General features: G+C 66.8%; 22 protein-coding genes. 21 read left to right on the forward strand and 1 reads right to left on the reverse strand.

What is annotated here, in order from left to right:
- Positions 1-9: 9 nt before the first annotated feature.
- The 10 genes from GT613_RS11050 to GT613_RS11095 all read left to right on the forward strand — a co-directional run bounded on the left by GT613_RS11050 (position 10) and on the right by GT613_RS11095 (position 9,488).
- Positions 10-885 (forward strand): 16S rRNA (uracil(1498)-N(3))-methyltransferase, encoded by an 876-nt coding sequence (locus tag GT613_RS11050; protein WP_009608596.1) that lies wholly within the window; start codon positions 10-12, stop codon positions 883-885.
- Positions 882-2,114, forward strand: a complete 1,233-nt coding sequence (locus GT613_RS11055) for a MiaB/RimO family radical SAM methylthiotransferase (protein ID WP_114516201.1) — start codon at positions 882-884, stop codon at positions 2,112-2,114. Before GT613_RS11050 ends, GT613_RS11055 begins: the two co-directional genes overlap by 4 nt.
- A 380-nt stretch (positions 2,115-2,494) precedes the next feature.
- On the forward strand, positions 2,495-3,631 hold the full coding sequence (locus GT613_RS11060; protein WP_161172624.1) for a C39 family peptidase: 1,137 nt from the start codon (positions 2,495-2,497) through the stop codon (positions 3,629-3,631).
- A 212-nt stretch (positions 3,632-3,843) separates the two neighbouring features.
- Positions 3,844-4,800 carry a PhoH family protein gene (locus tag GT613_RS11065; protein ID WP_015760690.1) on the forward strand — a complete coding sequence of 319 codons (957 nt, stop codon included), beginning with the start codon at positions 3,844-3,846 and terminating at the stop codon, positions 4,798-4,800.
- A gap of 6 nt (positions 4,801-4,806) precedes the next feature.
- Positions 4,807-5,268 carry an rRNA maturation RNase YbeY gene (ybeY, locus tag GT613_RS11070; protein WP_009307055.1) on the forward strand — a complete coding sequence of 154 codons (462 nt, stop codon included), beginning with the start codon at positions 4,807-4,809 and terminating at the stop codon, positions 5,266-5,268.
- A gap of 22 nt (positions 5,269-5,290) precedes the next feature.
- Positions 5,291-5,770: a diacylglycerol kinase family protein gene (locus tag GT613_RS11075; protein WP_021410254.1), complete on the forward strand. Its 480-nt coding sequence runs from the start codon at positions 5,291-5,293 to the stop codon at positions 5,768-5,770.
- A gap of 27 nt (positions 5,771-5,797) precedes the next feature.
- Entirely contained in the window at positions 5,798-6,721 is a 924-nt protein-coding gene (gene era, locus GT613_RS11080; protein ID WP_009608610.1) for a GTPase Era, read from the forward strand.
- Positions 6,722-6,916: 195 nt separating this feature from the next.
- Entirely contained in the window at positions 6,917-8,422 is a 1,506-nt protein-coding gene (locus GT613_RS11085) for a PASTA domain-containing protein (protein ID WP_009608612.1), read from the forward strand.
- The gene (gene recO, locus GT613_RS11090; protein ID WP_157003505.1) at positions 8,386-9,198 is read left to right on the forward strand and encodes a DNA repair protein RecO; all 813 of its coding nucleotides are present in this window, start codon (positions 8,386-8,388) and stop codon (positions 9,196-9,198) included. The genes GT613_RS11085 and recO overlap by 37 nt, the downstream gene beginning before the upstream one ends.
- A gap of 38 nt (positions 9,199-9,236) precedes the next feature.
- Positions 9,237-9,488 (forward strand): TIGR03905 family TSCPD domain-containing protein, encoded by a 252-nt coding sequence (locus tag GT613_RS11095; RefSeq protein WP_009608661.1) that lies wholly within the window; start codon positions 9,237-9,239, stop codon positions 9,486-9,488.
- Here the strand turns inward: GT613_RS11095 and GT613_RS15535 are convergent.
- Entirely contained in the window at positions 9,473-10,255 is a 783-nt protein-coding gene (locus tag GT613_RS15535; RefSeq protein WP_009608667.1) for a C39 family peptidase, read from the reverse strand. The genes GT613_RS11095 and GT613_RS15535 overlap by 16 nt on opposite strands.
- A gap of 284 nt (positions 10,256-10,539) precedes the next feature.
- On the opposite strand from GT613_RS15535, the gene GT613_RS11105 reads away from it, so the two are divergent.
- From GT613_RS11105 to rimO, 11 genes are all read left to right on the forward strand, one after another.
- The gene (locus GT613_RS11105) at positions 10,540-11,238 is read left to right on the forward strand and encodes a response regulator transcription factor (RefSeq protein ID WP_009608640.1); all 699 of its coding nucleotides are present in this window, start codon (positions 10,540-10,542) and stop codon (positions 11,236-11,238) included.
- Between the two features lie 12 nt (positions 11,239-11,250).
- The gene (locus GT613_RS11110) at positions 11,251-12,405 is read left to right on the forward strand and encodes a sensor histidine kinase KdpD (protein WP_009608586.1); all 1,155 of its coding nucleotides are present in this window, start codon (positions 11,251-11,253) and stop codon (positions 12,403-12,405) included.
- A 282-nt stretch (positions 12,406-12,687) separates the two neighbouring features.
- Entirely contained in the window at positions 12,688-12,975 is a 288-nt protein-coding gene (gene rpsO, locus GT613_RS11115; protein ID WP_009307039.1) for a 30S ribosomal protein S15, read from the forward strand.
- 153 nt (positions 12,976-13,128) lie between these two features.
- Entirely contained in the window at positions 13,129-15,354 is a 2,226-nt protein-coding gene (locus GT613_RS11120) for a polyribonucleotide nucleotidyltransferase (RefSeq protein WP_009608705.1), read from the forward strand.
- Between the two features lie 156 nt (positions 15,355-15,510).
- Positions 15,511-16,278, forward strand: coding sequence for a 4-hydroxy-tetrahydrodipicolinate reductase (gene dapB, locus GT613_RS11125; protein ID WP_009307036.1), 768 nt, complete (start codon positions 15,511-15,513; stop codon positions 16,276-16,278).
- Positions 16,279-16,378: 100 nt separating this feature from the next.
- Positions 16,379-17,269: a 4-hydroxy-tetrahydrodipicolinate synthase gene (dapA, locus tag GT613_RS11130; protein WP_009608703.1), complete on the forward strand. Its 891-nt coding sequence runs from the start codon at positions 16,379-16,381 to the stop codon at positions 17,267-17,269.
- A 289-nt stretch (positions 17,270-17,558) separates the two neighbouring features.
- Positions 17,559-19,484, forward strand: a complete 1,926-nt coding sequence (locus GT613_RS11135; RefSeq protein ID WP_009608620.1) for a ribonuclease J — start codon at positions 17,559-17,561, stop codon at positions 19,482-19,484.
- Positions 19,485-19,585: 101 nt separating this feature from the next.
- Complete coding sequence (locus tag GT613_RS11140; RefSeq protein ID WP_009307033.1) at positions 19,586-22,114, forward strand: DNA translocase FtsK; 2,529 nt, start codon at positions 19,586-19,588, stop codon at positions 22,112-22,114.
- Between the two features lie 12 nt (positions 22,115-22,126).
- On the forward strand, positions 22,127-23,263 hold the full coding sequence (locus GT613_RS11145) for a RodZ family helix-turn-helix domain-containing protein (protein ID WP_009307032.1): 1,137 nt from the start codon (positions 22,127-22,129) through the stop codon (positions 23,261-23,263).
- Positions 23,264-23,407: 144 nt separating this feature from the next.
- Complete coding sequence (locus GT613_RS11150; protein WP_009307031.1) at positions 23,408-23,905, forward strand: YajQ family cyclic di-GMP-binding protein; 498 nt, start codon at positions 23,408-23,410, stop codon at positions 23,903-23,905.
- A gap of 14 nt (positions 23,906-23,919) precedes the next feature.
- Positions 23,920-25,287 carry a 30S ribosomal protein S12 methylthiotransferase RimO gene (rimO, locus tag GT613_RS11155; protein WP_009608621.1) on the forward strand — a complete coding sequence of 456 codons (1,368 nt, stop codon included), beginning with the start codon at positions 23,920-23,922 and terminating at the stop codon, positions 25,285-25,287.
- The last annotated feature ends 3 nt before the right edge of the window (positions 25,288-25,290 follow it).

Consider the following 25,290-nt stretch of genomic DNA (forward strand, 5'->3'; position numbering starts at 1 on the left):
CGGGTCGCCATGTCCCTGCAGCATTTCTACCTGCACGACCAGGTGCTTGCCGACGAGGGGGCGCCGTCTTTCCCGCTGCGTTTGTCGCCGGACGACGCGAAGCACGCTCGCGTGCTGCGGCTTGCGCCGGGCGAGCATATCGCGGTGGTGGACGCCGCGCAGGACTACTTCGAGTGCGAGATCACCGCTTTCGACGATGCGGTCCCGGTGGTGCGCATCGCGCAGCGCCTCGACGACGAGGAGCGCCCCCTCGTGATGCTCGTGCAGGGCCTGGCCAAGGGCGACAAGATGGAGACGGTGATCCGACACGCCACCGAGCTGGGCGTTTCGGCGTTCGTTCCGATGTCGTGCGAGCGCTCCATCGTGAGGCTCGATGCGAAGAAGGCCGCGGCGAGGACGCAGCGATGGCGCGCCATCGCGAAGAGCGCGGCCATGCAGTCCGGCCAGCGCGCGTGTCCCGAGGTGGGCGAGCCGATGGCGCTGGCGGATGTGTGCGCCTTCTTGGCGCACGCCACCGCCGTGCTGGTGTGCTGGGAGGAGGCGCCGCTGGACGCGCGCATCGAGAAGGCGCTCGAGCGCGGCCTCCGGCTCGACCGCGCGCTTCCCGAGAACGCGCGCATCGCCGTGGTGGTGGGCCCCGAAGGGGGCCTTTCGCGAAGCGAGGCGGACGCGCTTCTGGCCTGCAACCCGCGTGCGTCGCTCGTGTCGCTGGGCTCGTCCATCCTGCGAACCGAGACGGCCGGCATCGTGGCTCCTGCGCTCGTCCTGCACGAGCTGGGCCGCATGATGCACGACGCGCGCGAAGCGCAGGAACGCACGTCCGCCCATGTCGAAAGCCGTCGCGAGGAAGCCGGGGACGCGTGCGAGGCAGGCGGGCAATCGTGAATTTCGCCGTCGTCAACCTGGGATGCAAGGTGAACCGCGTGGAGTCGGACGATGCGGCGGCGCGCCTCGCCCTGCGCGGTGTCGAGACGTCCGAAGCGTCCGCCGACCTCATCGTGGTGAACACGTGCACGGTCACGGGGGAGGCCGAGAAGAAGACCCGCAAGGCCGTGCGCCGCGCCCTGCGCGCGAACGACCATGCCCGCGTGCTGGTCACCGGCTGCGCCGCCGCCATCGACGCCGCGTTCTACGAGGCGCTCGACGAGCGCGTGAGCGTGGTGGGGAAGGCCCAGCTGGCGCAGGCCATCGATGTCCTGTTCGACGAGGCGCCCTTTTCTCCCGGCGAGGACGCGCCCCTCCATATCGGATCCGGCTTCCGCACGCGCGTGGGCGTGAAGGTGCAGGACGGCTGCGACAACGCGTGCACGTACTGCATCGTGCACGTGGCGCGCGGGCGCGCGACCAGCCGTCCGGCCGACGACGTCGTGCGCGAGTGCGCGTCCTATGCCCGCGCCGGCGCGCGGGAGATCGTGCTCACGGGTATAAACCTGGGGTCGTACTGCGACGGAGGACGGCGCGACCCCTCCGCGATCAGGCTGGCCGCTCTGCTGCGACGCCTGCTCGACGAGACGGCCGACCTGCACGCGCCCGGCGAGGCCCCGGCGCGCTTCCGCGTGTCCAGTATCGAGCCGCGCGATGTGGACGATGCGCTCATCGACCTTCTGGCTTCGGCGGACGGCCGCGTCTGCCGTCATCTGCACCTGCCGTTGCAGGCGGGAAGCTCGAAGGTGCTGCGCGAGATGGCGCGCCCCTACGACGCGGAGCGTTTCGTCGCGCTCGTGGAGCGGCTCTACCGCCGGATCCCGCAGCTGGCGCTGTCCACCGACATCATCGCCGGCTTCCCCGGCGAGACCGATGCCGAGTTCCAGGAGACGCTCGACGTGGCGCGCGCCTGCCGCTTCGCGAAGATCCACGCGTTCCCGTACTCGCCGCGCATCGGGACGCCCGCCGCCGAGCGCGCCGACCAAGTGCCGCCCGCCTTCAAGGAAGCCCGCGCCGCCATGCTGCGCGCGCTGGGCGACGAGCTGCGCGCATCCGAGCGCGCCCGCCGCGCCGGAACCGTCGAGCTCGCCTTGGTGGAGGAGGGCGGCGTCGCCATGACGGAGAGCTACTTCGAGGTGCCCGCCCCCGCCGGCGCCGCCCCGGGCGCGCTGGTCGAGGTGACGCTGTAGTCGGTCGCGCATCGCCCCCGAACCGGCGCGCCAAGAGCGGGCGAGCGGCCTGTTTGCGCGAAGGATCGCCATGGGCGCGCGATGCTCAGAACGGGCTGCGTCAATCTTGGTTTAACGGCGGGGCAGTCGTTTTCCGGCACGGGAAGCTCTTCACGGAGAGCGCGTATTGGAACAGGTCGCGTATGCTCACCCCGAGTCCTCGGGCAATTTCGGAGAGCGCGTCGATGTTCGGGTTTTCGTATCTGCCATGATGGCAGCCTCTCTTGTTTTCTGAACCCCTGCGGCTGCTGGCCCTTTCTTGAATGAGGCGATTCGAAATGCCTCTGTTTTCCGATAGGCTGTATACTAGTCAGAATAGCGATTTAAAACGGGAGGCGCGAATGGGCGACGACGAGGCGCGCGAGCGGGCGCGCAGGAGGCTCGAGGAGCGCAAGGCGCGCATGCGCGGGGAAGCGCCCACCGGCCGCGATACGCACGGCGTGCATGACGCGCGCGAGCCGATAAGCTCGGGTCGTCTCCGTTCGAGCCGTCCCGGAACGGGCAATCGGCACTCGTGGGAGGCGCACGGCTCGGAGCTCCTGTTCGCCTTCTCCGAGGCTGCGACGAACCTCGTGCGCGCCGTCGGTCTCAAGCGCCTCGCGATCGCGGCCGCCGCGATCGTGCTGGTCGTCGCGCTCGTCGCGGGCGTTCGCGGCTGCATGGCCGCCGGCGCTGCGACGCAGGCGCCGGACGAGGCTGACCGGGCTCCCGTCCAGCAGCAGCCGCAGCGCGACCCCGTCGACGAGGCCAAGCTCAAGGCCGTGCTCGGCGACGATTTGGCCGCCCAGCTCGTCCAAGCGGCTTCGGCGAGCGACGACGCGGCGTGGATCGCCGCCCATCCGGACGCCTACGCCATGGACGGCGACGCGGTGCAGTACAAGCTGCTCAAGCTGGCCGCCGTCGAGCCCGAGGCCGTGCCCTTCGTGCGCACGTTCCCCGACGCCTATCCGGCCGAGAGCGCCCTTGGCACGGACGATCCCGCCTCCGGCGAGGTGCCGCGTCTCTACCAGTGGGATCAGCGCTGGGGCTCCACCGTGTACAGCTCCACGACGTTCGCGCTGACGGGATGCTGCCCCACGTCGCTTTCCATGGTGTACCAGGGCCTCACCGGCAAGGGCGATCTGTCGCCTTACGATATGGGGAAACGCGCGAACGACGGCGGCTTTGAGACGGCGTTCGACGGCACCGACTCCTCGTTCCTCGTGAGCGAGGCAGCCTCGCTCGGCCTTTCCTGCGAGGCGCTCTCGGTCGATGCGGGCAGCGTGCGCGCGGCGCTCGAAGGCGGCGCCGTGCTCGTCTGCAACGTCGGCCCTGGAGACTTCACCGACAACGGCCACTTCTTCGTCGTCACCGGCATCGACGGCGACGGGAACCTGCGCATCAACGATCCGTACTCGGCCGAGCGCTCGAACAGAGCCTGGGACGTGGACACGGTGCTCGGCCAGACGAAGGCGCTGTGGGCCTACCGGCTGGCCTGAGGACGCGGGTGCGCGTGCGGGCAATGCGTCTTCGCCCGTAAAACACGGAAAACGACCCTGAGGCGTGTTTTCGGGGCGAAGATGCGAGGCGGGAGCGGCGCGGCCTCGAACCGCCTCGCCGTTCCCGGCAGATCTTGATCACCTGCACTATATTCCCTTGTCGGTTCGATGACATCGAAGCGCGCGCCGGCCGTGCGTGGTACAATGCCCCCATGACTGACCAAACCCAAATCACCCTCACGGCCCCCCGAAGCGTGAACATGGCGCTCATCGTCGGCCCTGCGGACGAGATCCTCCATGTCGTGCAGGATGCGTTCGCCTCGCGGATCACGGTTCGCGGCGACACGGTCGAGCTCGTCGGCGATCCGCTGGAGGTGCAGTCGCTCACGGCGCTGTTCTCGGATCTCATCAAGCTCGTGGAAGGCGGCGGCGAGCCTACGCTCGAGTACGTGCGGCACGCCATCGACCTGTTGCGCACGGCCGAGTTCAGCCCGCAGGCGCTGCGCGAGGACATCCTGCTCACGTACCGCGGCCGGGCCATCCGTCCGAAGACGGCGGGCCAGAAGCGCTACGTCGACGCCATCCGCGAGCATACCATCACGTTCGGCATCGGGCCCGCGGGCACCGGCAAGACGTACCTCGCCATGGCCATGGCCGTGGCTGCGCTCAAGCGCAAGGAGGTTGGCCGCATCATCCTCACGCGCCCCGTGGTGGAAGCGGGGGAGAGCCTGGGCTTTCTGCCCGGAACCCTCACCGAGAAGGTGGATCCCTACATCCGCCCGCTTTACGACGCGCTGTTCGACATGACCGACATGGAGCGCGCCACGCAGCTCGTCGAGAGCGGCGTCATCGAGATCGCCCCGCTCGCGTTCATGCGCGGGCGCACCCTGAACGACAGCTTCATCATCCTCGACGAGGCGCAGAACACCACGCCTGAGCAGATGAAGATGTTCCTCACGCGCCTGGGCTTCGGCTCGAAGATGGTGGTCACGGGCGACGTGACCCAGCTCGACCTGCCGCGCGGCGTCTCGGGCCTCAAAGGCGTGCGGGCCATCCTCGAGGACATCGACGATATCGCGTTCTGCGATTTCACCGGCAAGGACGTGGTTCGGCATTCCCTGGTGGCCGCCATCGTCTCGGCCTACGATCAGGCAAGCAGAAAGGCTTGAGGTATCATGGATATCCAGATCAACTACGACTACCGCAAAGAAGACCTCGAGAAGCTGCCGCTGCACGAGCTGACCCAGTTCGTGCTGGCGCGCGAGGACAAGCCCTTCAACACCGAGGTGTCCATCAGCTTCGTCACCGACGAGGCTATCGCCGAGCTCAACGAGCGCTACCGCCACAAGGAGGGCCCCACCGACGTGCTCTCCTTCGAGTGCGACGGCGTGGACGACGACCTGTCGGCCATGACGCTGGCGGAGGATCCCGTCTACGAACTGGGCGACGTGGTGATCGCCCCCGACGTGGCCAGCCGCCAGACGCGCGAGTTCGGCACCACGTTCGAGGAGGAGATCAGCTTGCTGCTCGTCCATGGCCTTCTGCACCTGTGCGGCTACGATCACATCGAAGATGACGAAGCCGAGGTCATGGAGAAGCGCGAGGCCGAGATCCTCGAAGCCTGGTCCAAGCGCTGAGATCGGGGGAGGGCTGGATTGCATGAACGCGACTGACGCCATGGGCGAAGGCGATCGCAAAGAGGGGAATCCGTCGCCGGAGGACGGTGCGGCGGACGGCGTGAGGTTCGTCCGCAACCGTGCTGACAAGGATTCGCGCGCCCGGTTCTCGCTCGGACGCGCGTTCTCGTGCGCATGGGAGGGCGTCGTCTACACTGCGCGCACGCAGCGCAACATGAAGATACATTTCGCGGTGGGCGCCGCGGCAGTGCTGCTCGGCGCCGCGCTCGGCATCGACGCGGCGTCGTGGGCGGCCATCGTCATCTGCATCGTGCTCGTGCTGGCCGCCGAATGCCTGAACACGGCCGTCGAATCGGTGGTCGACCTCGTGTCGCCCGACTACGCCGAGCTCGCCAAGCACGCGAAAGACTGCGCTGCCGGCGCAGTGCTCGTGTGCGCGCTGGGCGCGGTGGCGGTAGCCGCCGCCGTGTTCGTCCCGCGCCTTGCGGCGCTGTTCGTCTAACGCATCGGAAACATTGGAAGGCTTTTCATGGACAACATCTATCCCGCAGTCGGCGATTCGTTCAAGTCGGGGTTCGTCACGCTGGTCGGGCGCCCGAACGCGGGCAAGTCCACGCTGATCAACGCCATTATGGGCAAGAAGATCGCCATCACGTCGAACACGGCGCAGACTACGCGCCATCGCTTTCGCGCGGTGCTCACGCGCGAGGGCTTCCAGCTCATCCTCGTGGACACGCCGGGCCTGCACAAGCCGCACGACGCCCTCGGCGAGGAGCTGAACACGTCGGCGCTCAAGGCGCTCGAGGACGTGGACGTGGTCGCCTTCCTCGTGGACGCGTCGAAGCCGGTCGGCACGGGCGACGAGTGGGTGGCCGCTCAGCTCAAGCGCGCGCGCTCGAAGAAGATCCTCGTGCTGTCGAAGATCGACCTCGTGGACGGCGAGCAGCTGGACCGCCAGCGCTTCGCCGCAGCCCAGCTGGGCGATTGGGACGCCGTGGTGGAATTGTCGAGCCAGACGGGCGAGCATGTGCAGGATTTCGTCGACGAGGTGGTGGCGCTGCTGCCGCCGGGTCCGGCGTGGTTCCCGACCGATATGGAGACCGACCAGCCCATCGAGGTGGTGGTGGCCGAGTTCATCCGCGAGAAGATCCTGCGTTCGTTCCACGACGAGGTGCCCCATGCCATCGGCGTGCGCGTGGAGGAGATGGAGTACGATCGCAAGAAGGATCTCTACCGCATCTTCGCCATCGTGTACGTGGAGCGCGACAGCCAGAAGGGCATCATCATCGGGAAGAAGGGCGCGGCCATCAAGCAGATCGGCACCGAGGCGCGCCAGGACCTCGAGCAGCTGCTGGGCTGCCGCGTGTTCTTGGACCTGTCGGTGAAGGTGAAGAAGAACTGGCGCCGCGACGCGAACCAGATCCGCCGTTTCGGCTACGGCGAAGGGGCTTAAGGGCTTTGTCTGCCCGGCCGCCGGCGGCCGGAACGGCTCGGCGCTTATCGCCGATCGGCTGCGCCAACCTGGAAGCTCGCCTTTTTTCTGCAGGTATTGTCACGAAGCGTGCAAACGGGGCGTTGTCCGGCTGCGCTCGGCCCGTTTTCGGCTACAATCGTCGTATGTGCCATTTGCGCGAGGGAGTAAGCCAGCATGATCTGTCCGAACTGTCAATCTGAGAACAAAGACGGCGCGAAATTCTGCAACGATTGCGGATTTCCCCTGACCGGCCGTATGGCGGCCGTCGCCGCGGCGTCCACGAGCGATGCGACGCTGCGCTCGATCGCGGCTGACGACGGCCCCGAGGATGCGCAGGCCGGCGATTCCGATCCCGACTTCGAGGGCACGGCATCCGCCGTCGAACCCGAGTCCGCCGGGGAACCCGACGCTTCGGGCTCGCTCGATCGTTCGAGCATCCCCGCCATCGACGTGGCGGGCGTGAACGTCGACGAGAACGGCAACGCGTTCGACTTCGGCTCCATCGGAGACGACGAGGCCGCGCGCGCTGCCGACGATCTCACGCCGTTCGTGCCCCGTCGCCCCGACGAAGAGCCGATCTCCGGTCGCTCCGATTTCTCGGGCTTCGACGAATGCCTCGTCGATGCGGGCTACGTGCCCCCGAAGAAGTCGTGGGGGCCGGGCGATACCATGGAGATGCCGCGTATCGAGGGCCAGGCCGCGCCCAAGCAAAAGGAGTTCCGCGCACCTGATGCCAACCAGAAGAAGGGCGGCAAGGGCAAGATCGTGGCCATCGTGCTCGTATGTCTGCTGGCCGTCGGCGGGGCGGCCGCGGGCGTCACGTACTATCTGGAGCTATGGGGCGGCAAGATGCTGCCCGACGTCGTGGGCATGACCCAGTCCGACGCCGTCTACGTTTTGGAGTCCAAGGGCTTCGCCGTGCACGAGGAAAAGATCAAGTCCGACGACACCGAGGGCGTCGTGCTGCTGATGGATCCCGTCGCCGGCTCTCGCGAGGAGGAGGGCTCCGAAGTCACCATCCATGTTTCGGAGGCGCGCACGATCCCCGACGTCGCGGGCAAACAGCGCGACGAAGCGGCGGCTCTGCTCGAGAAGGACGGGTTCGAGAAGGTTTCCTTCGTGACCGAGAAGTCGAACGAGCGTGAAGGCCTCGTGCTGGGGATAGCCCCCGAAGCGGGGTCGAAGGCCGCTGCCGGCACTGAGATCACCGTTACCGTTGCCGTCCCCTTCACCGTGCCCGACGTGAAGGGCAAGACGTGGGACGAGGCTTCCAAGATGCTGACCGACGAAGGGTACGAACCGGTGGCGAGCTACGTCTACGACGACAGCGTGCCTGCCGGTACCGTGCTCGGTACGACGCCCGAAGCCGACGCGAAGGCCGACTCCGGCTCTACGGTCACCGTGTCGGTCGCCTTGTCGCGCGGCGCCGAGTTGGAGCAGGCGGCGCTGTCGTATCTCGGCGGTTTGCGCGATTCGGGCTCGACCGTCACGGTCGGCGGCACGGCCTATCTGGTGGAGTCGGTGGACGCCGTGAAGTACGAGGGGGGCGAGACCACGTCGTTCACCATCACGGGCAAGGCGGTGACCTCGCTCGACGGCGAGACCGTGTACGGCTCCTCCAAGCAGAAGAGCGGTGCCATCGTTTGGACGAGCGACAACGCCATCGCCAGCATCTCGTAGCGCGCGTGTCCCAGCCTACCTACGACGCGCGCGCCATCGTGCTGCGCAAGACGAAGCTCGGCGAGAGCGACCTCATCCTGACGCTGCTCGCCGAGGACGGCTCGCAGATGCGGGCCGTAGCGAAGGGCGCGCGCAAACCCGCCAGCTCGTTCGCGGCGCGCCTCGAGCTGTACTCGGTCGTCGACTTGCTCGTCGCGCGCGGGCGCAGCCTCGACATCGTGAAGGAGGCGCGGCTCGTCGAGAGCAACGAGCGTCTTCGCCGCGACATCGAGCACGCTGCCGGGGCAGCGCCCATGGCCGAACTGCTCGACCGCGTCACGCAGATGGGACTGGAGAACCCGCGGTTGTTCGCGCTCACGCGCACGGCGCTGTCCAGCCTGGGTCGGGTCGATCCCGCGCAGGTGCCGGCCGTGTGCGCGGCGCACTTGCTCAAGACGCTTGCGTTCGCGGGGTTGCGCCCCAGCCTCGATGCGTGCGTCTCCTGCGGGCGCGACGTGGAGGCGGTTCCCGAAAGCGGACTCATGGCGCTCTCGTACCAGGAGGGCGGGGCGGTATGCGCCGCATGCCGGTCGAGCGTGGAGACGGTGCTCGTCCCTGCCTCTACGGTCGCGTGGTGCCGGGCTCTGCTGAGCTCCACGTTCGCCGAGATCGAGATTCTCGAGGCGGATCCTTCCGCCGCGTTTTCCGTGCTGCGTTTCTGCCAGCAATGGGTGAGCGAGCACGTCGGGGCGAACTTGAAATCGTTGAACTTCCTGTTCACATGCGGATTGTTCTGAAAGACGCGGGCGGGACCCGCGAAGAGGAGGAGAGAGGCATGTACCGTTACACCCCGCGCGGCGTATGCTCGCGCGCGATCGATATCGACCTCGACGGCGACAAGGTGGCGCGTGTCGAGTTCGTCGGCGGCTGCGACGGCAATTTGAAGGCGGTGTCGAGGCTCATCGAGGGCATGACGGTGGAGGACGTCGCCGCGGCGCTTGAGGGCAACACGTGCGGTCGACGCGCAACTTCGTGCGCCGACCAGCTGGTGAAAGGGCTGCGCGAGGCGCGTCAAGCGGCCGTGTAGGCCCAGATCGCTCGGCATTGGCCGAGCACGGTGGCGAAGTCCCAAGCCTTTCCCGTGCGTTCGGGGCTGTTGGGGTCGCGCACGAGCAGGCGGCCCTGTTCGTCGATGCCTGCGAGCACGATGAAGTGGCCCGTGCTGGTGAAATCGCCCGGTCCCACGCTGCAAATGACGGGGGAGCCGGACAGGAGAGCGCGGCGAACGCTCTGCTCGTCTGCGGGCACTTCTTCGGCGACGAGGCCAAGCTCGGCCGCGCCTTCGGTCATGAACGTCCAGGCGGTGCCGTCGGGGGTCGCGCATCCGAGGCGCTCGGAGAACGCGCCCATGTCGGCCGGTGTCATGTCGGTGCGGCCGGTCAGCGCCACGTACGCCATGGCCATGCACGTAGGCCCGCAACCGGTGGTTCCGAAGTCGTCTTCTGCGTAGGTTCCGTCAGCCCATGCGGGATCGCGCTGGTACAGCGCGGGCACCTCGCCGGCCTGCCAAGCGCTTTTCGGCGTCGACTGCGGGCCTGCGGAGGGCGATCCGCTGGCCTGCGCGCCGTCGACGAGGCCCGTCAGGGTGCTCACCGCGTACCAACAGGCGCCTCCGAGGGCGATCAGCAGCGCCAGAACGACGGCGAGCTGCGGCAGCGATCGCGAAGGGATGCGCCGCACGTCGGATGCGGCGTGCGTGCGGCTTTCGGGAGCGCAAGCGCGGCGTATGGGCCGAGCGCGATAAACGGAGCGGTTCGGGCGAAGCCTTGCATCGAAGGAATTGGTGTACGGCACGGGGAGCCTCCTCGAAAGCGTTGGATACGGGGATAGCGAGGCGTCGTCCGGGACTGCGCCCCGGACGACCTCCGGCAGCGCTCGCGGCGCGCCGTCCTCGCCGTCAAGTATCCCTCGGGCGCGCCCCTCCCGTCCCAGAAGAAACGTCAACCGATTGCTTAAGTTTTCCTTAATCTTGCCTCGTCAGGGGCGTGATCGCGCACGGGGGCTTATACAATGGGAGAGACGGCGCGCCCGAGCGGGCGCGGACGGCCCGATGGGCCGCGGAGTGCGAGGAGGAACGCGTGGAATCGAAGATGCGCATCGCCGTATGCGACGACGAGCAGGCCATCGCCGATTTGGTGGGGCAGCTGCTTGTCGAGGCCGGGTTCGCCCCGACGGTGTTCTACGCAGCTCCCGATCTGCTGGCCTGTCAGGCGGACGATCCGTTCGACCTTGTCATCCTCGACATCATGATGCCCGGTATGGACGGGTTCGCGTGCTGTCGCGAGCTTCGGCGCACGAGCTCGGTTCCCATAATCTTCCTCACGGCGAAGGACGAGGAGGTCGACAAGGTGGTGGGCTTCGAGCTGGGTGCCGACGACTACGTGGTGAAGCCCTTCAAGCCGCGCGAGCTCGTGGCCCGCGTCCGCGCGCGCCTGCGCCGCGCTATCTCGAACGACGTCGCAAGGGAGGATGGGCCGGGTATGCTCGAATGCTGCGGCATCGCTCTCGACGAGAGCGCCTACACGGCCACGCTGCACGGCGAGGCGTTGAGCCTCACCCCGAAGGAGTTCGCCATCCTCGCCTGTCTCATGCGCGACCAGGGCCGGCCTGTGGCCTCGCGCGATCTGTTCGAGTCCGTCTGGGGCGAGATCGCCAACGCCCAGAGCAACAACACGGTGATGGTGCACATCCGGCATCTGCGCAAGAAGCTGGCTGCCGTCGACTCGTCCCAGGAGTTCGTCGAGACCGTCTGGGGCGTCGGTTACAAGCTGGGCTAAAAGGAGGAAGACATGGAGGAACCCGTACGCTCGCAGGCGCGGCTCGACCAGACGAAGCGGCTCTCGAACGCCATCCTGCGTCGCACGGTGGTGAACGTCGTGCTGTTCATCGTCGTGTACCTCGTGCTGTTCGCCGGCTTCATGACCACGCTCGGATCGGCCGTGTCGAACTTCGTCTACGAGCTGCTCGGCTACGACTACGCGCTGCACACCCTTGCGTCGAACCTGTTCCTGGTCTTGACGGCTATCGGCTTCGTCGCGGGTATCGTGCTCGTGGTGCGCTCGGGCATCAACCGGGCGCTGCGCTACTTCGACCTCTTGCTCGATTCGGTGTCCGACATCCTGGCCAAAAGCGACGGCCCGGTCATGCTGCCCGGCGAGCTTGCGCCCACCGCTATGGCGCTCAACACCATCAAGGCGACGTCCGAGCAGAACGAACGCGCTGCGAAGGCCGCCGAGGATCGCAAGAACGAGCTGGTGGTGTATCTGGCGCATGATATCAAGACGCCGCTCACCTCCATCATCGGCTATCTTACGCTGCTCGAGGAGTCTCCGGACCTGCCGCTCGAGGTGCGTGAGCGCTACACGGGCATCACGTTGGACAAGGCCTACCGGCTCGAGGAGCTGCTCGACGAGTTCTTCGAGATCACGCGCTACAACCTGCAGGCCATCCCCATCGAGCGTTCGCGCTTCGACGCCGCGCTGTTCGTGAACCAGGTGGTGGACGAGTTCTTCCCCCTGGCCGAGGGGCGGCGCCTGAACCTCGTGTACGAGGGCCCCGCCGAGCTGTCCGTGTTCGCCGACGCGGGGCGCGTGGCCCGCGTGCTGAACAACGTCATCAAGAACGCGGTGGCCTACGCCGACCCGGGCACGGACGTGAGGGTGCGCACGGGGCTCGTGACGGCCGTCGACGGCTTCGTGTGGTGGGAGCTCACGGTGAGCGACCAGGGACGCGAGCTGTCGCCGCAGCACCTCGAACGCATCTTCGAGAAGTTCTACCGCGCCGACGAGTCGCGCGGGTCGGCAGCGGGCGGCGCAGGGCTGGGGCTGGCCATCTCCCGTGAGATCGCCCGCGCCCACGGCGGCGACATCTACGCTTCGAGCGACGCGGGCCTCACGTCGTTCACCGTCTGGGTCCCCCAGGGACCCAGCGTGGCGCGCTCCTGACGGAGGCCTTCTGCAGCATGCGTCTGTCCTGATGGGGGCGCGGCTTCGAAGCGTCGGCGCTTTGTGCGGAACCTGTGGGCGCCCCGCGTCCCGCTTGCCGCGCACCGTGCTTGCCGTTACAATAGGCGGGCTGCGAAAACGCAGGCACGTTCCGCTTGGTCCGCATGTTCACCGCATGCCTACCCAGAGGGACGCGCATACGACGCGTGCAGGCCCGGGCCGGGCAGGCGCGCAGGAGGCGGCGTCCGACGAGGGCGCTGCGAACGAAAGGTGGAATAGCACATGGCCAGCAAACTCAGCATCAGCAAAGAGCGCACTGCCGAGCTCGTCAAGGAATTCGGCAAGGGCGAAGGCGATTCGGGCAGTCCCGAAGTGCAGGTGGCGATCCTCACCGAGCGCATCCGCAACCTCACCGAGCATCTCAAGGTGCACAAGAAGGACAACCACACTCGTCGAGGCCTCATGATGCTCCTCGGTAAGCGTCGCGGTCTTCTGAAGTACATCAAGAACCGCAACATCGAGGAGTACCGTACGCTCATCAAGCAGCTCGGCATCCGCGACACCATCTAGCGTATGAAAGCCCGCCTTGGCGGGCTTTTACATAGAGGCGGTCGGAAGCGCAAGGGCGCATCCGCTCGCGGCGGCGGGGGAACGGTAAGTACCCCGCGCCGAAGAAGCTGGGCGGCACTAGGGCCGTTCAGGTGAAGAGAAAGAAAGCAGCATATGGAAAAAATCGTCGAATCCTTCGAACTGTACGGGAAGCAGTACCGTTTGGAGACAGGCGAGCTCGCCAAGCAGGCGACCGGCTCGGTCGTCGTCACGCAGGGCGACACGACGGTGCTCGTTACGGCCGTCATCTCGAAGGAGGAGAAGGACTACGACTTCTTCCCCCTCACGGTCGACTTCATCGAGAAGATGTACGCGGTCGGCCGCATCCCGGGAGGCTACCTCAAGCGCGAGGCGCGTCCTTCCGACAAGGGCACGCTGACGGCCCGCATGGTGGACCGTCCCATCCGTCCCGGCTTCGCCGACGGCTTCAAGCGCGAGGTGCACGTCGTGTGCACGACGCTCGTCGTCGACAGCATCAACCCGCCCGACACCATCTGCGTCATGGGCGCCAGCGCTGCCCTCATGCTGGGCGCGGCTCCCTTCGACGGCCCCGCCGCTTGCGTGCGCATCGGCCGCGACGTGGAGACGGGCGAGTTCATCGTGAACCCCACGTTCGAGGAATCCGAGAACTCGGATCTCGAGCTGACCATCGCCGGCACGGCCGACTACATCTCCATGGTGGAGGCCGGCGCCGACGAGATCTCCGAAGAGGACATGCTGGCCGCCATGACGTTCGGCCAGGAGGCCATCGCCGCGTTCTGCGAAGCCCAGCAGCGCTTCCTCGACCGTGCGAACATCGAGCCGGTCGAGTGGCCCGTCCACGTCGCCGACCCGGCCATCGCCGAGCGCGTCGCGCCGTTCATGGCCGAGATGTCCGCCGCGTTGCGCGATGCCGACAAGCTTTCGCGCATGGGCAAGGTGGAAGAGCTCAAGGCCCGCATTAAGGAGGAGCAGTTCTCCGATGAGGAGCGCGCCGCATGGAAGGGCGACATCGCCGCCGAGCTCAAGAAGCTCGAGAAGAAGGCCATGCGCGCGATGGTCATCGAGACGGGCGAGCGCGCCGACGGCCGTCGTCCCGAGGACATCCGCCCGCTGTACATCGTGCCGGGCTACCTGCCCCGCGTGCACGGCTCGGGCCTGTTCCAGCGCGGCCAGACGCAGGCGCTCTCCGTCTGCACGCTCGGCATGCTGAACGAATGGCAGCGCCTCGACACCATCGACCCCGCCGAGGGCAAGCGCTACATGCACCAGTACAACTTCCCGCCGTACTGCACGGGCGAGACCGGCCGCATGGGCGCTCCGAAGCGCCGCGAGATCGGCCACGGCGCGCTGGCCGAGCGCGCGCTGATCCCGGTGCTTCCCAGCGAAGACGAGTTCCCCTATGCCATCCGCGTGGTGTCCGAGGTCCTCGAGTCGAACGGCTCGTCGTCCATGGCCTCCACCTGCGGTTCGACGCTGGCTCTCATGGACGCGGGCGTGCCTATCAAGGCGCCTGTTTCGGGCATCGCCATGGGCCTCATCAAGGAGGGCGACGACGTGGTCATCCTCTCCGACATCCAGGGCATCGAGGACTTCCTCGGCGACATGGACTTCAAGGTGTGCGGCACGGCGAAGGGCATCACCGCCCTGCAGATGGACAACAAGGCCCGCGGCCTGTCGGTCGACATCCTCGCTCGTGCGCTCAAGCAGGCCAGCGAAGGTCGCGCCTACATCCTAGACGCCATGCTGGAGACCATCGCCGCGCCGCGCGAGGAGCTCTCCGAGTTCGCACCGCGCATCGAGACCATCCACATCCCGGTGGACAAGATCCGCGACGTCATCGGCTCGGGCGGCAAGGTCGTCCGCGGCATCCAGGAGGAGACGGGCGCCAGCATCAACATCGAGGAGGACGGCACCATCCACATCGCCGCCATCGAGGGCCCGGCCGGCGAGGCCGCGAAGGCCATGATCCTCGGCATCGTCAAGGAGCCCGAGGTGGGCGAGACGTTCGACGGCGAGGTCGTTGGCATCAAGGACTTCGGCGCGTTCGTCAAGCTGACGCCGGGCAAGGACGGCCTGCTGCACATCTCCCGCGTTGCCAACGGCCGCGTCGGCAAGGTCGAGGACGTGCTGAACCTCGGCGACATCATCAAAGTCGAGGTGCTCGAGGTGGACCCGAAGACGGGCAAGATATCGCTCGACCGCCTCGACAAGCCGGACGCCCCCGAAAGCAGCGCTTCCAACGGCGAGCGTCGCGAGCGCGGCGATCGCAACGGCGGCCGAGACAATCGTCCGGGTCGCAGCGGACGCGAGGGCAACGGAGGCGGCAACCGCACGCCGCGCCGCCGTCACGACGCGTAAGCGGTTTTGATTCGAGCGAAGGGGCCGAACGCGGCCCCTTCGTCGTTGCGGGAGGGCGGATGGCCGACGAATCGTGCCGGCCGGGTAACGGCGGCGCAAGCGGCGTATATCCGCGTGGTAGGATGTTCGGGTACATGAAGCGAAAGGCAGGCAGCGATGATCAAGGTGGCAGTTGCGGGATGCGCGGGCCGTATGGGCAGGACCGTATGCGACGCGGTGCGCGCGGCGAACGATATGGAACTGGTGTGCGGCATCGACCCGCACAGGCCCGAGGTCGACTTCCCCGTGTACCCGACGGTGGCGGCCGCGCTCGAGTCTTGGACGGCCGATGTGCTCGTCGACTTCACCCAGCCTTCCGTCGTGGCCGACAACCTGCGCGAGGCGCTTCCCGCGGGAGTCGACTGCGTGGTGGGCACTACCGGCCTGTCGAACGAGACGTTGCAGGAGCTGGCCGCGCTCGCGCCCGACGGCACCTGTCTGTTCTACGCGCCGAACTTCACGACGGGCGCGGTGCTCATGATGGAGTTCGCCAAGGCCGCCGCGCCGTACTTCCCGGAGGCCGAGGTCATCGAGTTTCACCACTGCAACAAGAAGGACGCTCCTTCGGGCACCGCGGTGCGCACGGCGCAGATCATCGCTGAAGCGCGTGGCGGGCGCGCGAGCGAGGCTCCCGGCAAGGAGACCGAGATCGAAGGCGCCGAGGGCGCGCGCGGCGCGCTCGTGGACGGCGTGCCGGTGCATTCCGTGCGCTCGATGGGCTACGTCGCCAGCCAGGAAGTGATCTTCGGATCGCTCGGCCAGACGCTGTCCATCCGCCATGACTCATGGGACCGTACGTCGTACATGCCGGGCGTGCTGTTGGGCATTCGTAGCGTGGGCTCGTGCGACGGGCTGGTTGTAGGTTTGGAGAACTTCATGGCCTGAGGGCTCATCTCGTGGGATAATAGCCGTTCAGGCACTTGTTTTTGTATGTTGGATGCGCAAGCGGCACGGGTCGCGCGCATGGAAGGTGAGGAGTCAGAGCATGTCGCAGCCTCGGTTCGGCCGGATGATCCCGGCCATGGTCACGCCCTTCGATGAGAATCGCGAGCTCGATCTTGACAAGGCTCAGGCGCTTGCCGCGCGCCTCGTCGACGGCGGCAGCGACTCCCTCATCATCAACGGCACGACGGGGGAGAGCCCGACCGTGTTCTACCCGCAGAAGATGGAGCTGTTCCGCGCCGTGGTGGAGGCCGTGGGCGACCGCGTCCCCGTCATCGCGAACGTGGGCGACAACTGCACGGCCGACACGGTGGGCTTCGCCCGCGACGTGGCCGAGTTAGGCGTCGACGGCTTTATGTGCGTGGTGCCCTACTACAACAAGCCTCCCCAAGAGGGCATGTACCGTCACTTCCGCACCATCGCCGACGCGGTGGAGCTGCCCATCATCCTGTACAACATTCCGGGCCGCTGCGTGGTGAACATGGAAGCCGAGACCACGCTGCGCCTCGCCCACGACTGCGACAACGTCGTGGCCGTGAAGGAGGCGTCGGGCAAGATGGATCAGGTCGAGGCCATCGTCGCAGGCGCTCCGGACGGCTTCGTCGTGTACTCCGGCGACGACTCCGCCACGCTCGACGTCATGAAGCGAGGCGGCGCCGGAGTCATCTCCACCATCGGCAACGTGTCTCCCGCTCGCATGAAGGAGATCGTCGAGCTGGCGGCTGCAGGCGACTGGGAGGCCGCCGAGGCGGCCAACGAGCGCTTGATGCCGCTCATGACGGGACTGTTCGAAACGTCGAACCCCATTCTCGTCAAGGAAGCGCTCAAGCTGCTGGGCTTCCCCGTGGGCGGCGTGCGCCTGCCGCTCGTGGATGCCACGCCCGAGCAGTCCGAGCGCCTGGCCGCCACCATGCGCGAGGTGGGCGTGCTGTAGCCGTTTGCCATCCTGAGCGGAGCGCGTAGCGCGGAGTCGAAGGGTCCCGTGCGACGATAGCAGGAAGTACCCCGGCTGGCGCCGAGCGGAATCCTTCGACTCCGCACCAACGGCGCTCTGCTCAGGATGACGACATGAAGAAGGACCGAAGCGCCGCGCATCGCGGCGCATGATATAACCGCGACGTGCGGGCTTGCAGGCTCGAACGAATTTCAGCCTGCTGCGAGACCAGCCGGGATACCCGGCTCCTCGTGCATGCGCCCCCGTCGCCTGAGAAAAAAGGAACGATATGGAAGAGAAGAACCCGCGCGTCCAGCGCGGAAGCGATCGCGCACGCACGGAGAACCGCTCCGGCGGGAGCCCGCGCAGGGGAGAGAAAGCGCCCCGCGCGAACGGAAACGAGAACGGCCAGGGCAACAAGAAGACCCGCACGTACAAGCACGTGCAGCTCGAGCACAAGCGCCCGCAGCTGTCGAAGGCGGGGGAGGGCGGTCAGCGCGCTGCGTCCAACCGCGGCGACCAGAGCGCGCGACGCAACTTCGCCTCGCCGAAGAAGGATCCGAACGCCACGCTCAAGATCATCCCGCTGGGCGGTCTCGACGCCATCGGCAAGAACATGACGGTGTTCGAGTGCAAAGGCGACATGATCCTCGACGACGCCGGCCTGATGTTTCCCGACGACAACCATCCGGGCGTCGATCTCATCCTGCCCGACTACACCTACGTGCTGGAGAACGCCGACAAGCTGCGCGGCATCGTCATCACGCACGGCCACGAGGACCACACAGGAACCCTCCCGTACCTCATGAAGGACCTCGATCGCAACGTGCCCATCTACGGCACGAAGATGACGCTGGGCCTCATCGAGGGCAAGTTCGCCGAGCATAAGATCAAGAACGCCAAGCTCGTCGAGATCAAACCGGGCGACCAGATCAAGCTGGGTTGCTTCACGGCCGAGTTCTTCGCCGTGAACCACTCCATCCCGGGCGCCGTGGGCGTGTTCTTCCAGAGCCCGGCCGGAAACGTGCTGCACACGGGCGACTTCAAGCTCGATCAGACCCCCATCGACGGCGTGACCACCGACTTCGGCGCGCTGTCGAAGTTCAGCGAAATCGGCGTCGACCTCATGATGAGCGACTCCACCAACGCCCAGAACCCCAACTTCACGCCGTCGGAGGCCGAAGTCGGCAAGGAGCTGGCGAAGATCATATCGCAGGCGAAGGGTCGCGTCATCATCGCGTCGTTCGCCAGCCATATCCACCGCATGCAGCAGATCTGCGACGCCGCCGTAGCCAACGGCCGCAAGGTGGTGGTGACGGGCCGCTCGATGATCCAAAACACCGATATCGCGCGCCGCCTGGGCTATCTCAGCATCAGCGACACGGACCTCATCGACGCATACGACCTCAAGGGCATTCCGCCCGAGCAGGTGGTCATCATGTGCACGGGCAGCCAGGGCGAGCCGCTCTCGGCGCTGGCGCGCATCGCCAACGGCGAGCATCGCACCATCCAGATGGACGAAGGCGACACGGTCATCGTGTCGGCCACGCCGGTTCCAGGCAACGAGAAGGCGGTCACGCGCGTCATCAACGGCCTGGCGAAGATCGGCGCGGACGTGTACGACAAGAACCGCGCACGCGTGCACGTGTCGGGTCACGCCGGCGCCGAGGAGCTCAAGCTCGTGCTCTCCATCGTGCAGCCCAAGGCGTTCATGCCGGTGCACGGCGAGGCCACCCACCTGCGCGCGCATGCTCGTCTGGCCGAGGCGACGGGCGTGCCGACCGACAATGTTTTCATCTGCGAAAACGGCGAAAGCCTTGAGCTGACGTCGCAGGGCGTCGTTCGCGGCGAGACCGTGCAAAGCGGCATCGTGTTCGTGGACGGCCTGTCGGTGGGCGACACCTCGCAGGGCGTGCTCGACGAGCGCAACGCTTTGGGTTCGCAGGGGTTTGCGGCCATCGCCGCCGCGGTGTCGCCGAAGGGAAAGAACGTGGTGGGCAACGTGCAGATCGAAATGCACGGCATCACGGGCGGCGACGACGATTTCCTCGTGCGCGAGGCGCAGGGCACCGTGAAGAACGCGCTCGGGCGCGCTATGGGAAAGGGCGGCGGCCAGAAGGAGTGGAAGAAGGCCGGACGCGACGCCTTGCTGTCCCTCCTGTGGGAACGCACGAAAACCCGTCCCATGGTGATTGTGAACTTGCTCGAGGTTTAAGCTATAATGGCCGCATGCGCCCTCGCGGGGGCGTGCGGCCGCAGCATAGGCTGAAACAAACCCATGAAACGCAGATCAAACGCAGCATAAAGGAGTAGGGCGTGGCCCGACAGTCATCCAGCACCGCGAAGCCGAAAGCGTCTTCGGCGACGAAATCGAAGGGCAAGGCGGCCTCGCCCGCCGAAAAAAGGGCGAAGCAGGCCAAGGGCGCGCGCCCGCAGGCGACGGAGGAGCCCCGTCTGCTTGACGAGCGCACGCGTCGCGATATCACCGGCGTGGCTTTCGCCGTGCTCGCGGTCGTCCTGTTCGTGGCGGCGGTGCTGCCTACGAACGCCGTGGTCACCTCGTTCGTTTCCACGGCGCTGCACCTCTCGCTGGGTCTAGGCGCCTATCTTTTGCCGTTCCTCTTGCTGATCATCGGAGCCAGCTTCCTCGCGCGTTTCGACCGCGAACGCGTACCGGTGCGCGTGGCTGTGGGCCTTGTGATGATCTTCGTCGCCGCGCTCTCCCTGCTGGCCCTCTTCACGCCCGAATCCGCGCCCGATTCCGTCGACCGGCTGTTCCTGTCGGACGAGCTCGCCGCGCGAGGCGGCTATCTGGGCGCCGGCATCGCATGGGTTGGAATCAGCCTGTTCGGGCAAGCGGTGACGTGCATCATCATGATCGGGATAGTCCTGGCCGGGCTCGTGATCATCGGGTTCTCGGTGTCGAAGCTGGTCGAACGCGTACAGGACGCCCGTCGGGCGCTTGTCGCCGACGATGCGGACGACGACGTGCTGGCGGCTCCGCCCTACGCCCGCATGAAGCGCTCGACGGGCGCGAAGGTTCCCGTGGTGCCCACGACCGGCGAGGTTGTGGAGGCGGGTGCAACGAACGTCCTACCGCGCGCCAAGGATGCAAAGGGTCGACCGAGCAAGCCCCGTCGCGCGTCGCAGTCGCTGGTCACTCAAGCGATCGGCAACCGTGCGGCTTCTACCGAGGAAGGGGGAGGCGAGGCCCCGCAAACGCTCACGCGCAAGCTCGGCCGCAAGCACGACAAATCCGATAGCTCCCCTGCGGCTCCCAAGCCGTCCGCGAGCTCCACGCCCCTGGCCTCTCCTCGTCCGGCGGACGGTTTCGTGCTACCGCCCGCGGATCTGCTGGCCGTGTCGAAGAACTCCAAGAAGGACCGCGCTTCCGACGCCGAGCTGGCCGACACCGCGGCCTGTCTCCAGGAGACGCTCGAAAGCTTCGCTATCATGGCCGAGGTCGTTGGCTGGGTCGCCGGACCTACGGTGACGCTGTTCAAAGTCGATCTGCCCGCAGGCGTGCGCGTCAGCCGCATCACGGCGCTCGAGCAGGACATCGCGCTTGCGTTGGCAGCGCCGGGCGTGCGCATCTTCGCGCCCATCCCCGGCACGAACTACGTCGGGATCGAGGTGCCCAACCGCACGCGCCAGAGCGTGCTCTTGGGCGACGTCATCAAAGATGCGGACGAGGGCCCGCTGCAGATCGTCATCGGCAAGGACGTCGAGGGCCGCTCCATCGTCTCCGACCTCGCGAAGATGCCCCACTTGCTCATCGGCGGCACTACCGGTTCGGGCAAGTCGGTGTCAATCAACGCCATGATCATGTCCATCCTCATGCGCGCCACGCCTTCCGAGGTGCGCTTCATCATGATCGACCCGAAACGCGTGGAGTTCACGCCCTACAACGGCATCCCGCACCTGTACGTGCCCGTAGTCACCGAGCCGCGCGAGGCGGCCAGCGCGCTTTCGTGGGGCGTGGCCGAGATGGAGCGCCGCCTGAAAGTGTTCTCGAAGGTGGGTGCTCGCAACATCGGCCAGTACAACGCGAAGGTGCAGGCCGAGCTGGCCGCGCAGCAGAAAGCGATCGAAGCCGGCGAAGAGCCGCCGGCCGGCGAGCTGGGGGCCGAGCTGCCCTACCTCGTCATCATCATCGACGAGCTGGCCGACCTCATGATGAACGTGGGCAAGGAGGTGGAGTTCTCCATCAGCCGCATCGCGCAGCTCGCGCGCGCGGCCGGCATCCATCTCATCGTGGCCACGCAGCGCCCTTCCACGAACGTGGTCACGGGCCTTATCAAGGCGAACATCACGAACCGCATCTCGTTCAACGTGGCCAGCGGCATCGACAGCCGCGTCATCTTGGACACGCCGGGCGCCGAGAACCTCATCGGCCTGGGCGATCTCTTGCTGTCGAAGCCCGAGTTCGCCCGTCCCCAGCGAATCCAGGGATGCTACGTATCGGAAGACGAGATCAACGCCGTGGTGGCCATGCTCAAAGACCAGGGCGAGCCGGAGTACCATTCCGAGATCCTGCAGACGAACCTCATCACGCTGGGCGCGTCGCAACCCGACGGTTCGGGCGGCGGCGTCTCCGACGACGATCCGCTCATCTGGGAAGCGGCGGACATCGTGGTGTCGAGCGGCCTCGGATCAACCTCGAACATCCAGCGCCGCCTGAAGGTGGGCTATTCGCGCGCTGGGCGTATAATGGACATGCTGGAGGAAAAGGGCGTCGTGGGGCCGCCGAACGGCAGCAAGCCCCGCGAAGTGCTCGTAGACGCCATGGAGCTCGAGACGTTGAAGGCCTTCGAGGCGCACGACGCGGCGAACCCTGAGGAATAACGAGGTGGCCAGGTGACATTCGGAACCATATTGAGAGAGGCGCGCGAGCGCAAGGGCTACGATCTCGCGACGGCTGCGCGACGGCTGCGCATCCGACCCGACATCCTGCGCGCTATCGAGGAAGACGATTTCTCCCGCATGCCGCCGCGCGGCTACGCGCGCAACATGGTGAACGCCTACGCGCGCCTCGTGGGGCTCAACCCCACCGAGATGACGCGCATGTACCTGGACGAGGCCTACGCCTACCAGGTGGGACGCGCGCGCAACGGCGCGCAGCCCTCGGGTTTCGATCGAGGAGGATCTTCGCGCACGGGACGCTCGACCTCGCGGCAGGGCGCTCGCCCCTCGCAGCAAGTCGACGAGCGCCCGCCGCGGCAGAATGCGTTCGGGCGTACGATGTACGACGACCGGCGCGACTACGGTCGCGATTACGGCGCGCGCGGGGGTTCGGAGCGCCTCTATTCCGAGGGACGCACGCATCCCAGCCGCCATGCGGCGCTGCCGAACGCCGAGTACACGAACTTCTACGCAGGGCCGAAGGCCTCGAGCGTCGTGCAGTCGAAGCTGCCTTTCGTCATCGCGGGCGGCGTGATCCTCGTGCTGCTCATCGTGGTGCTGGTGCTCGTGTTCGGCAACAACGGCGGGAGCTCGAACGAGGATGTGACGAAGCTGCCGGTGACGGGGCTCGCCGACCCGACGCAGGACGGCAGCGGCACGGAAGGCGGCGAAACCCCCGCGCAACCGCAGGCCAAGCCTGTTGAAACTGCTCCGACCAGCATCAAGGTGACCTACACGATCGCCAAGGACACCCCGGTGTACGCGGTTATCACGAAGGACGGGACGTCCGAAGACCAGATGTTCTCGGGCGGCGAGGAGGACACCGTTGAGCTGGCCGAGGGCGACGTGTGGACGTTCGCCGCTTGGGCGAGCGACGGCGTGACGATCAAGGTGGACGGCGAGGCGGTCAAGTTCGACGGCTCCGATCCGGCTACCGGCATGCCCATGGCCACGGTCGATTTCGACGCCTACCTGGAGAAGTGGTACGAGGATCATCCGGATGCCAAGAAGAAGGGGTCGGCCGACGCGGACGCCGCCGACAAAGCAGCCGAGGATGGCGCGAAAACCGGGGATGGAACATCCGCCGCTTAGGGGTTTCCGCCGGTCGGAGAACCCGTTCGTCATGGAGCGCCTCTGAAATTGCCGGCTTGGGCGCGAAAATGCGCTATGCTGTGCGCAAACGAAAATTCGAGCGGCCCGCCAGTGCGGGCCGCGTCGCGCGGAAAGGAACGTTCCATGGCCAAGGAATCCAGCTTCGACATCGTGTCCACGGTCGACATGCAAGAGATCGACAACGCCTTCCAGCAGGCGAAGAAGGAGCTCGCGCAGCGCTACGACCTGAAAGACTCGGGCGCCGAGATCACCCTCGACAAGGCGGGCAAGTCCATGACGGTGGCGGCACCCGCCGATTTCGTGGCCAAGCAGGTCATCGACGTGATCGGCTCGAAGCTCGTTCGCCGCGGCATCGATCTTGCCGCTGTGCAGTGGGCCGATCCCGAAGCGGCCGCCGGCCAGAGCGTTCGTCAGAAGGCCACCATCGTCGAAGGCATCGAAAAGGACGTTGCCAGCAAGATCAACAAGGATATCAAGGCCGAGAAGTTCAAGGTGAAGGTCCAGATCGAGGGTGACAAGCTGCGCGTCAGCTCTCCCTCGCGCGATGCGCTGCAGGAGGTCATCGCCTTCCTCAAGGGGAAGGACTACGGCCAGCCGCTCCAGTTCGTCAACTACCGCTAGGACGGTCTCGCCATATGGAACGCTCATCTGACGCGGCGCTCGTTGCGCCCTGCGTCGCTTTCGTCACGCTGGGATGCGCGAAGAACGAGGCTGACACGGCGCGCATGCGCGTGCGGTTGGCGGAGGCCGGGTTTCTGATAGAGGTCGACCCTGCCGAAGCGGACGCCGTGGTGGTGAACACCTGCTCGTTCATCCAAAGCGCCACCGAGGAGAGCATCGAAGCCGTTTTCGATGCGGCCGGGATGCCCAACGTCGCGGCGGGCGCGCCGCTCATCGTGGCCGGCTGCATGCCCGCCCGCTACGGCGAGGATCTTGCGGACGAGCTTGTGGAAGCGCGTGCGTTCGTGCCATGCAGCCGCGAGGACGATATCGCCGCTATCGTAGCCGACGCGCTTGGCGTCGACGCCCCGGGCGGGGGAGCCGCCGCCTCCGTGACCCTGAGCGCAAGCGGCGGAGCCGCCGAAGTCGAAGGATCCCGTGCGGCGCTTGCCGCCCTCCCGGCCGCGCCGTTCGCCTACGTGAAGATTTCCGACGGTTGCGACCGGTTCTGCACGTACTGCACCATCCCGTACATCCGCGGGCGCTATCGCAGCTTCCCGCTCGACGACGTGCGCGCAGACGTCGCCGCCCAGGTGGCTGCCGGCGCCCGCGAGATCGTGCTCATCGCCCAGGACACGGGGCGCTGGGGCGCCGACTTCGACGAGCCGTCGTCTTTGGCGGCGCTCGTGGCCGCGTTGGCCGAGGAGTTCCCGCAAACCTGGTTCCGCATCATGTACATCCAGCCCGAAGGCCTTTCCGACGAGCTGCTGGATGCCGTGGCCGCGCACGACAACGTATGCGACTACTTCGACATCCCGCTGCAGCACGTGGACGCGGGCATCCTGCGCGCCATGAACCGCACCGGCTCGCGCGAGGAGTTCCTGGCGCTCGTCGACCGCGTGCTCGCGCACGTGCCGGGCGCCACGCTGCGCACGACGCTCATCGCGGGCTTCCCGGGCGAGACCGAGGAGCAGTTCGAGGACCTGTGCTCCTTCGTCGAGGAGGGGCTGTTCGACTACGTGGGCGTGTTCCCGTACTCGCGCGAGGAGGGAACGCGCGCGTTCGACCTGCCCGGCCAGCTGGACGAGGACGAGAAGAACGACCGTGCCCAGCGCCTGCGCGACCTGGCCGACGCCGTGTGTTGCCCGCGCATCGCCGCGCGCGTCGGACGCGAGATGGACGTGCTGGTGGAGGGCGTCGAAGAGGACGGCCAGCTGTTCGGGCGGGCCATGTGCCAGGCGCCCGAGGTCGACGGCGTCACGTACCTCGACGCCGGCGAGCCGGGCGAGATCCGCCGCGTGCGCATCGTCGACGCTCTGCTCTACGAGATGGAAGGGGAGTGAGCC

The sequence above is a fragment of the Eggerthella sp. BIOML-A4 genome (genome assembly GCF_009875575.1).
Taxonomy (GTDB): Bacteria; Actinomycetota; Coriobacteriia; order Coriobacteriales; family Eggerthellaceae; genus Eggerthella; species Eggerthella lenta.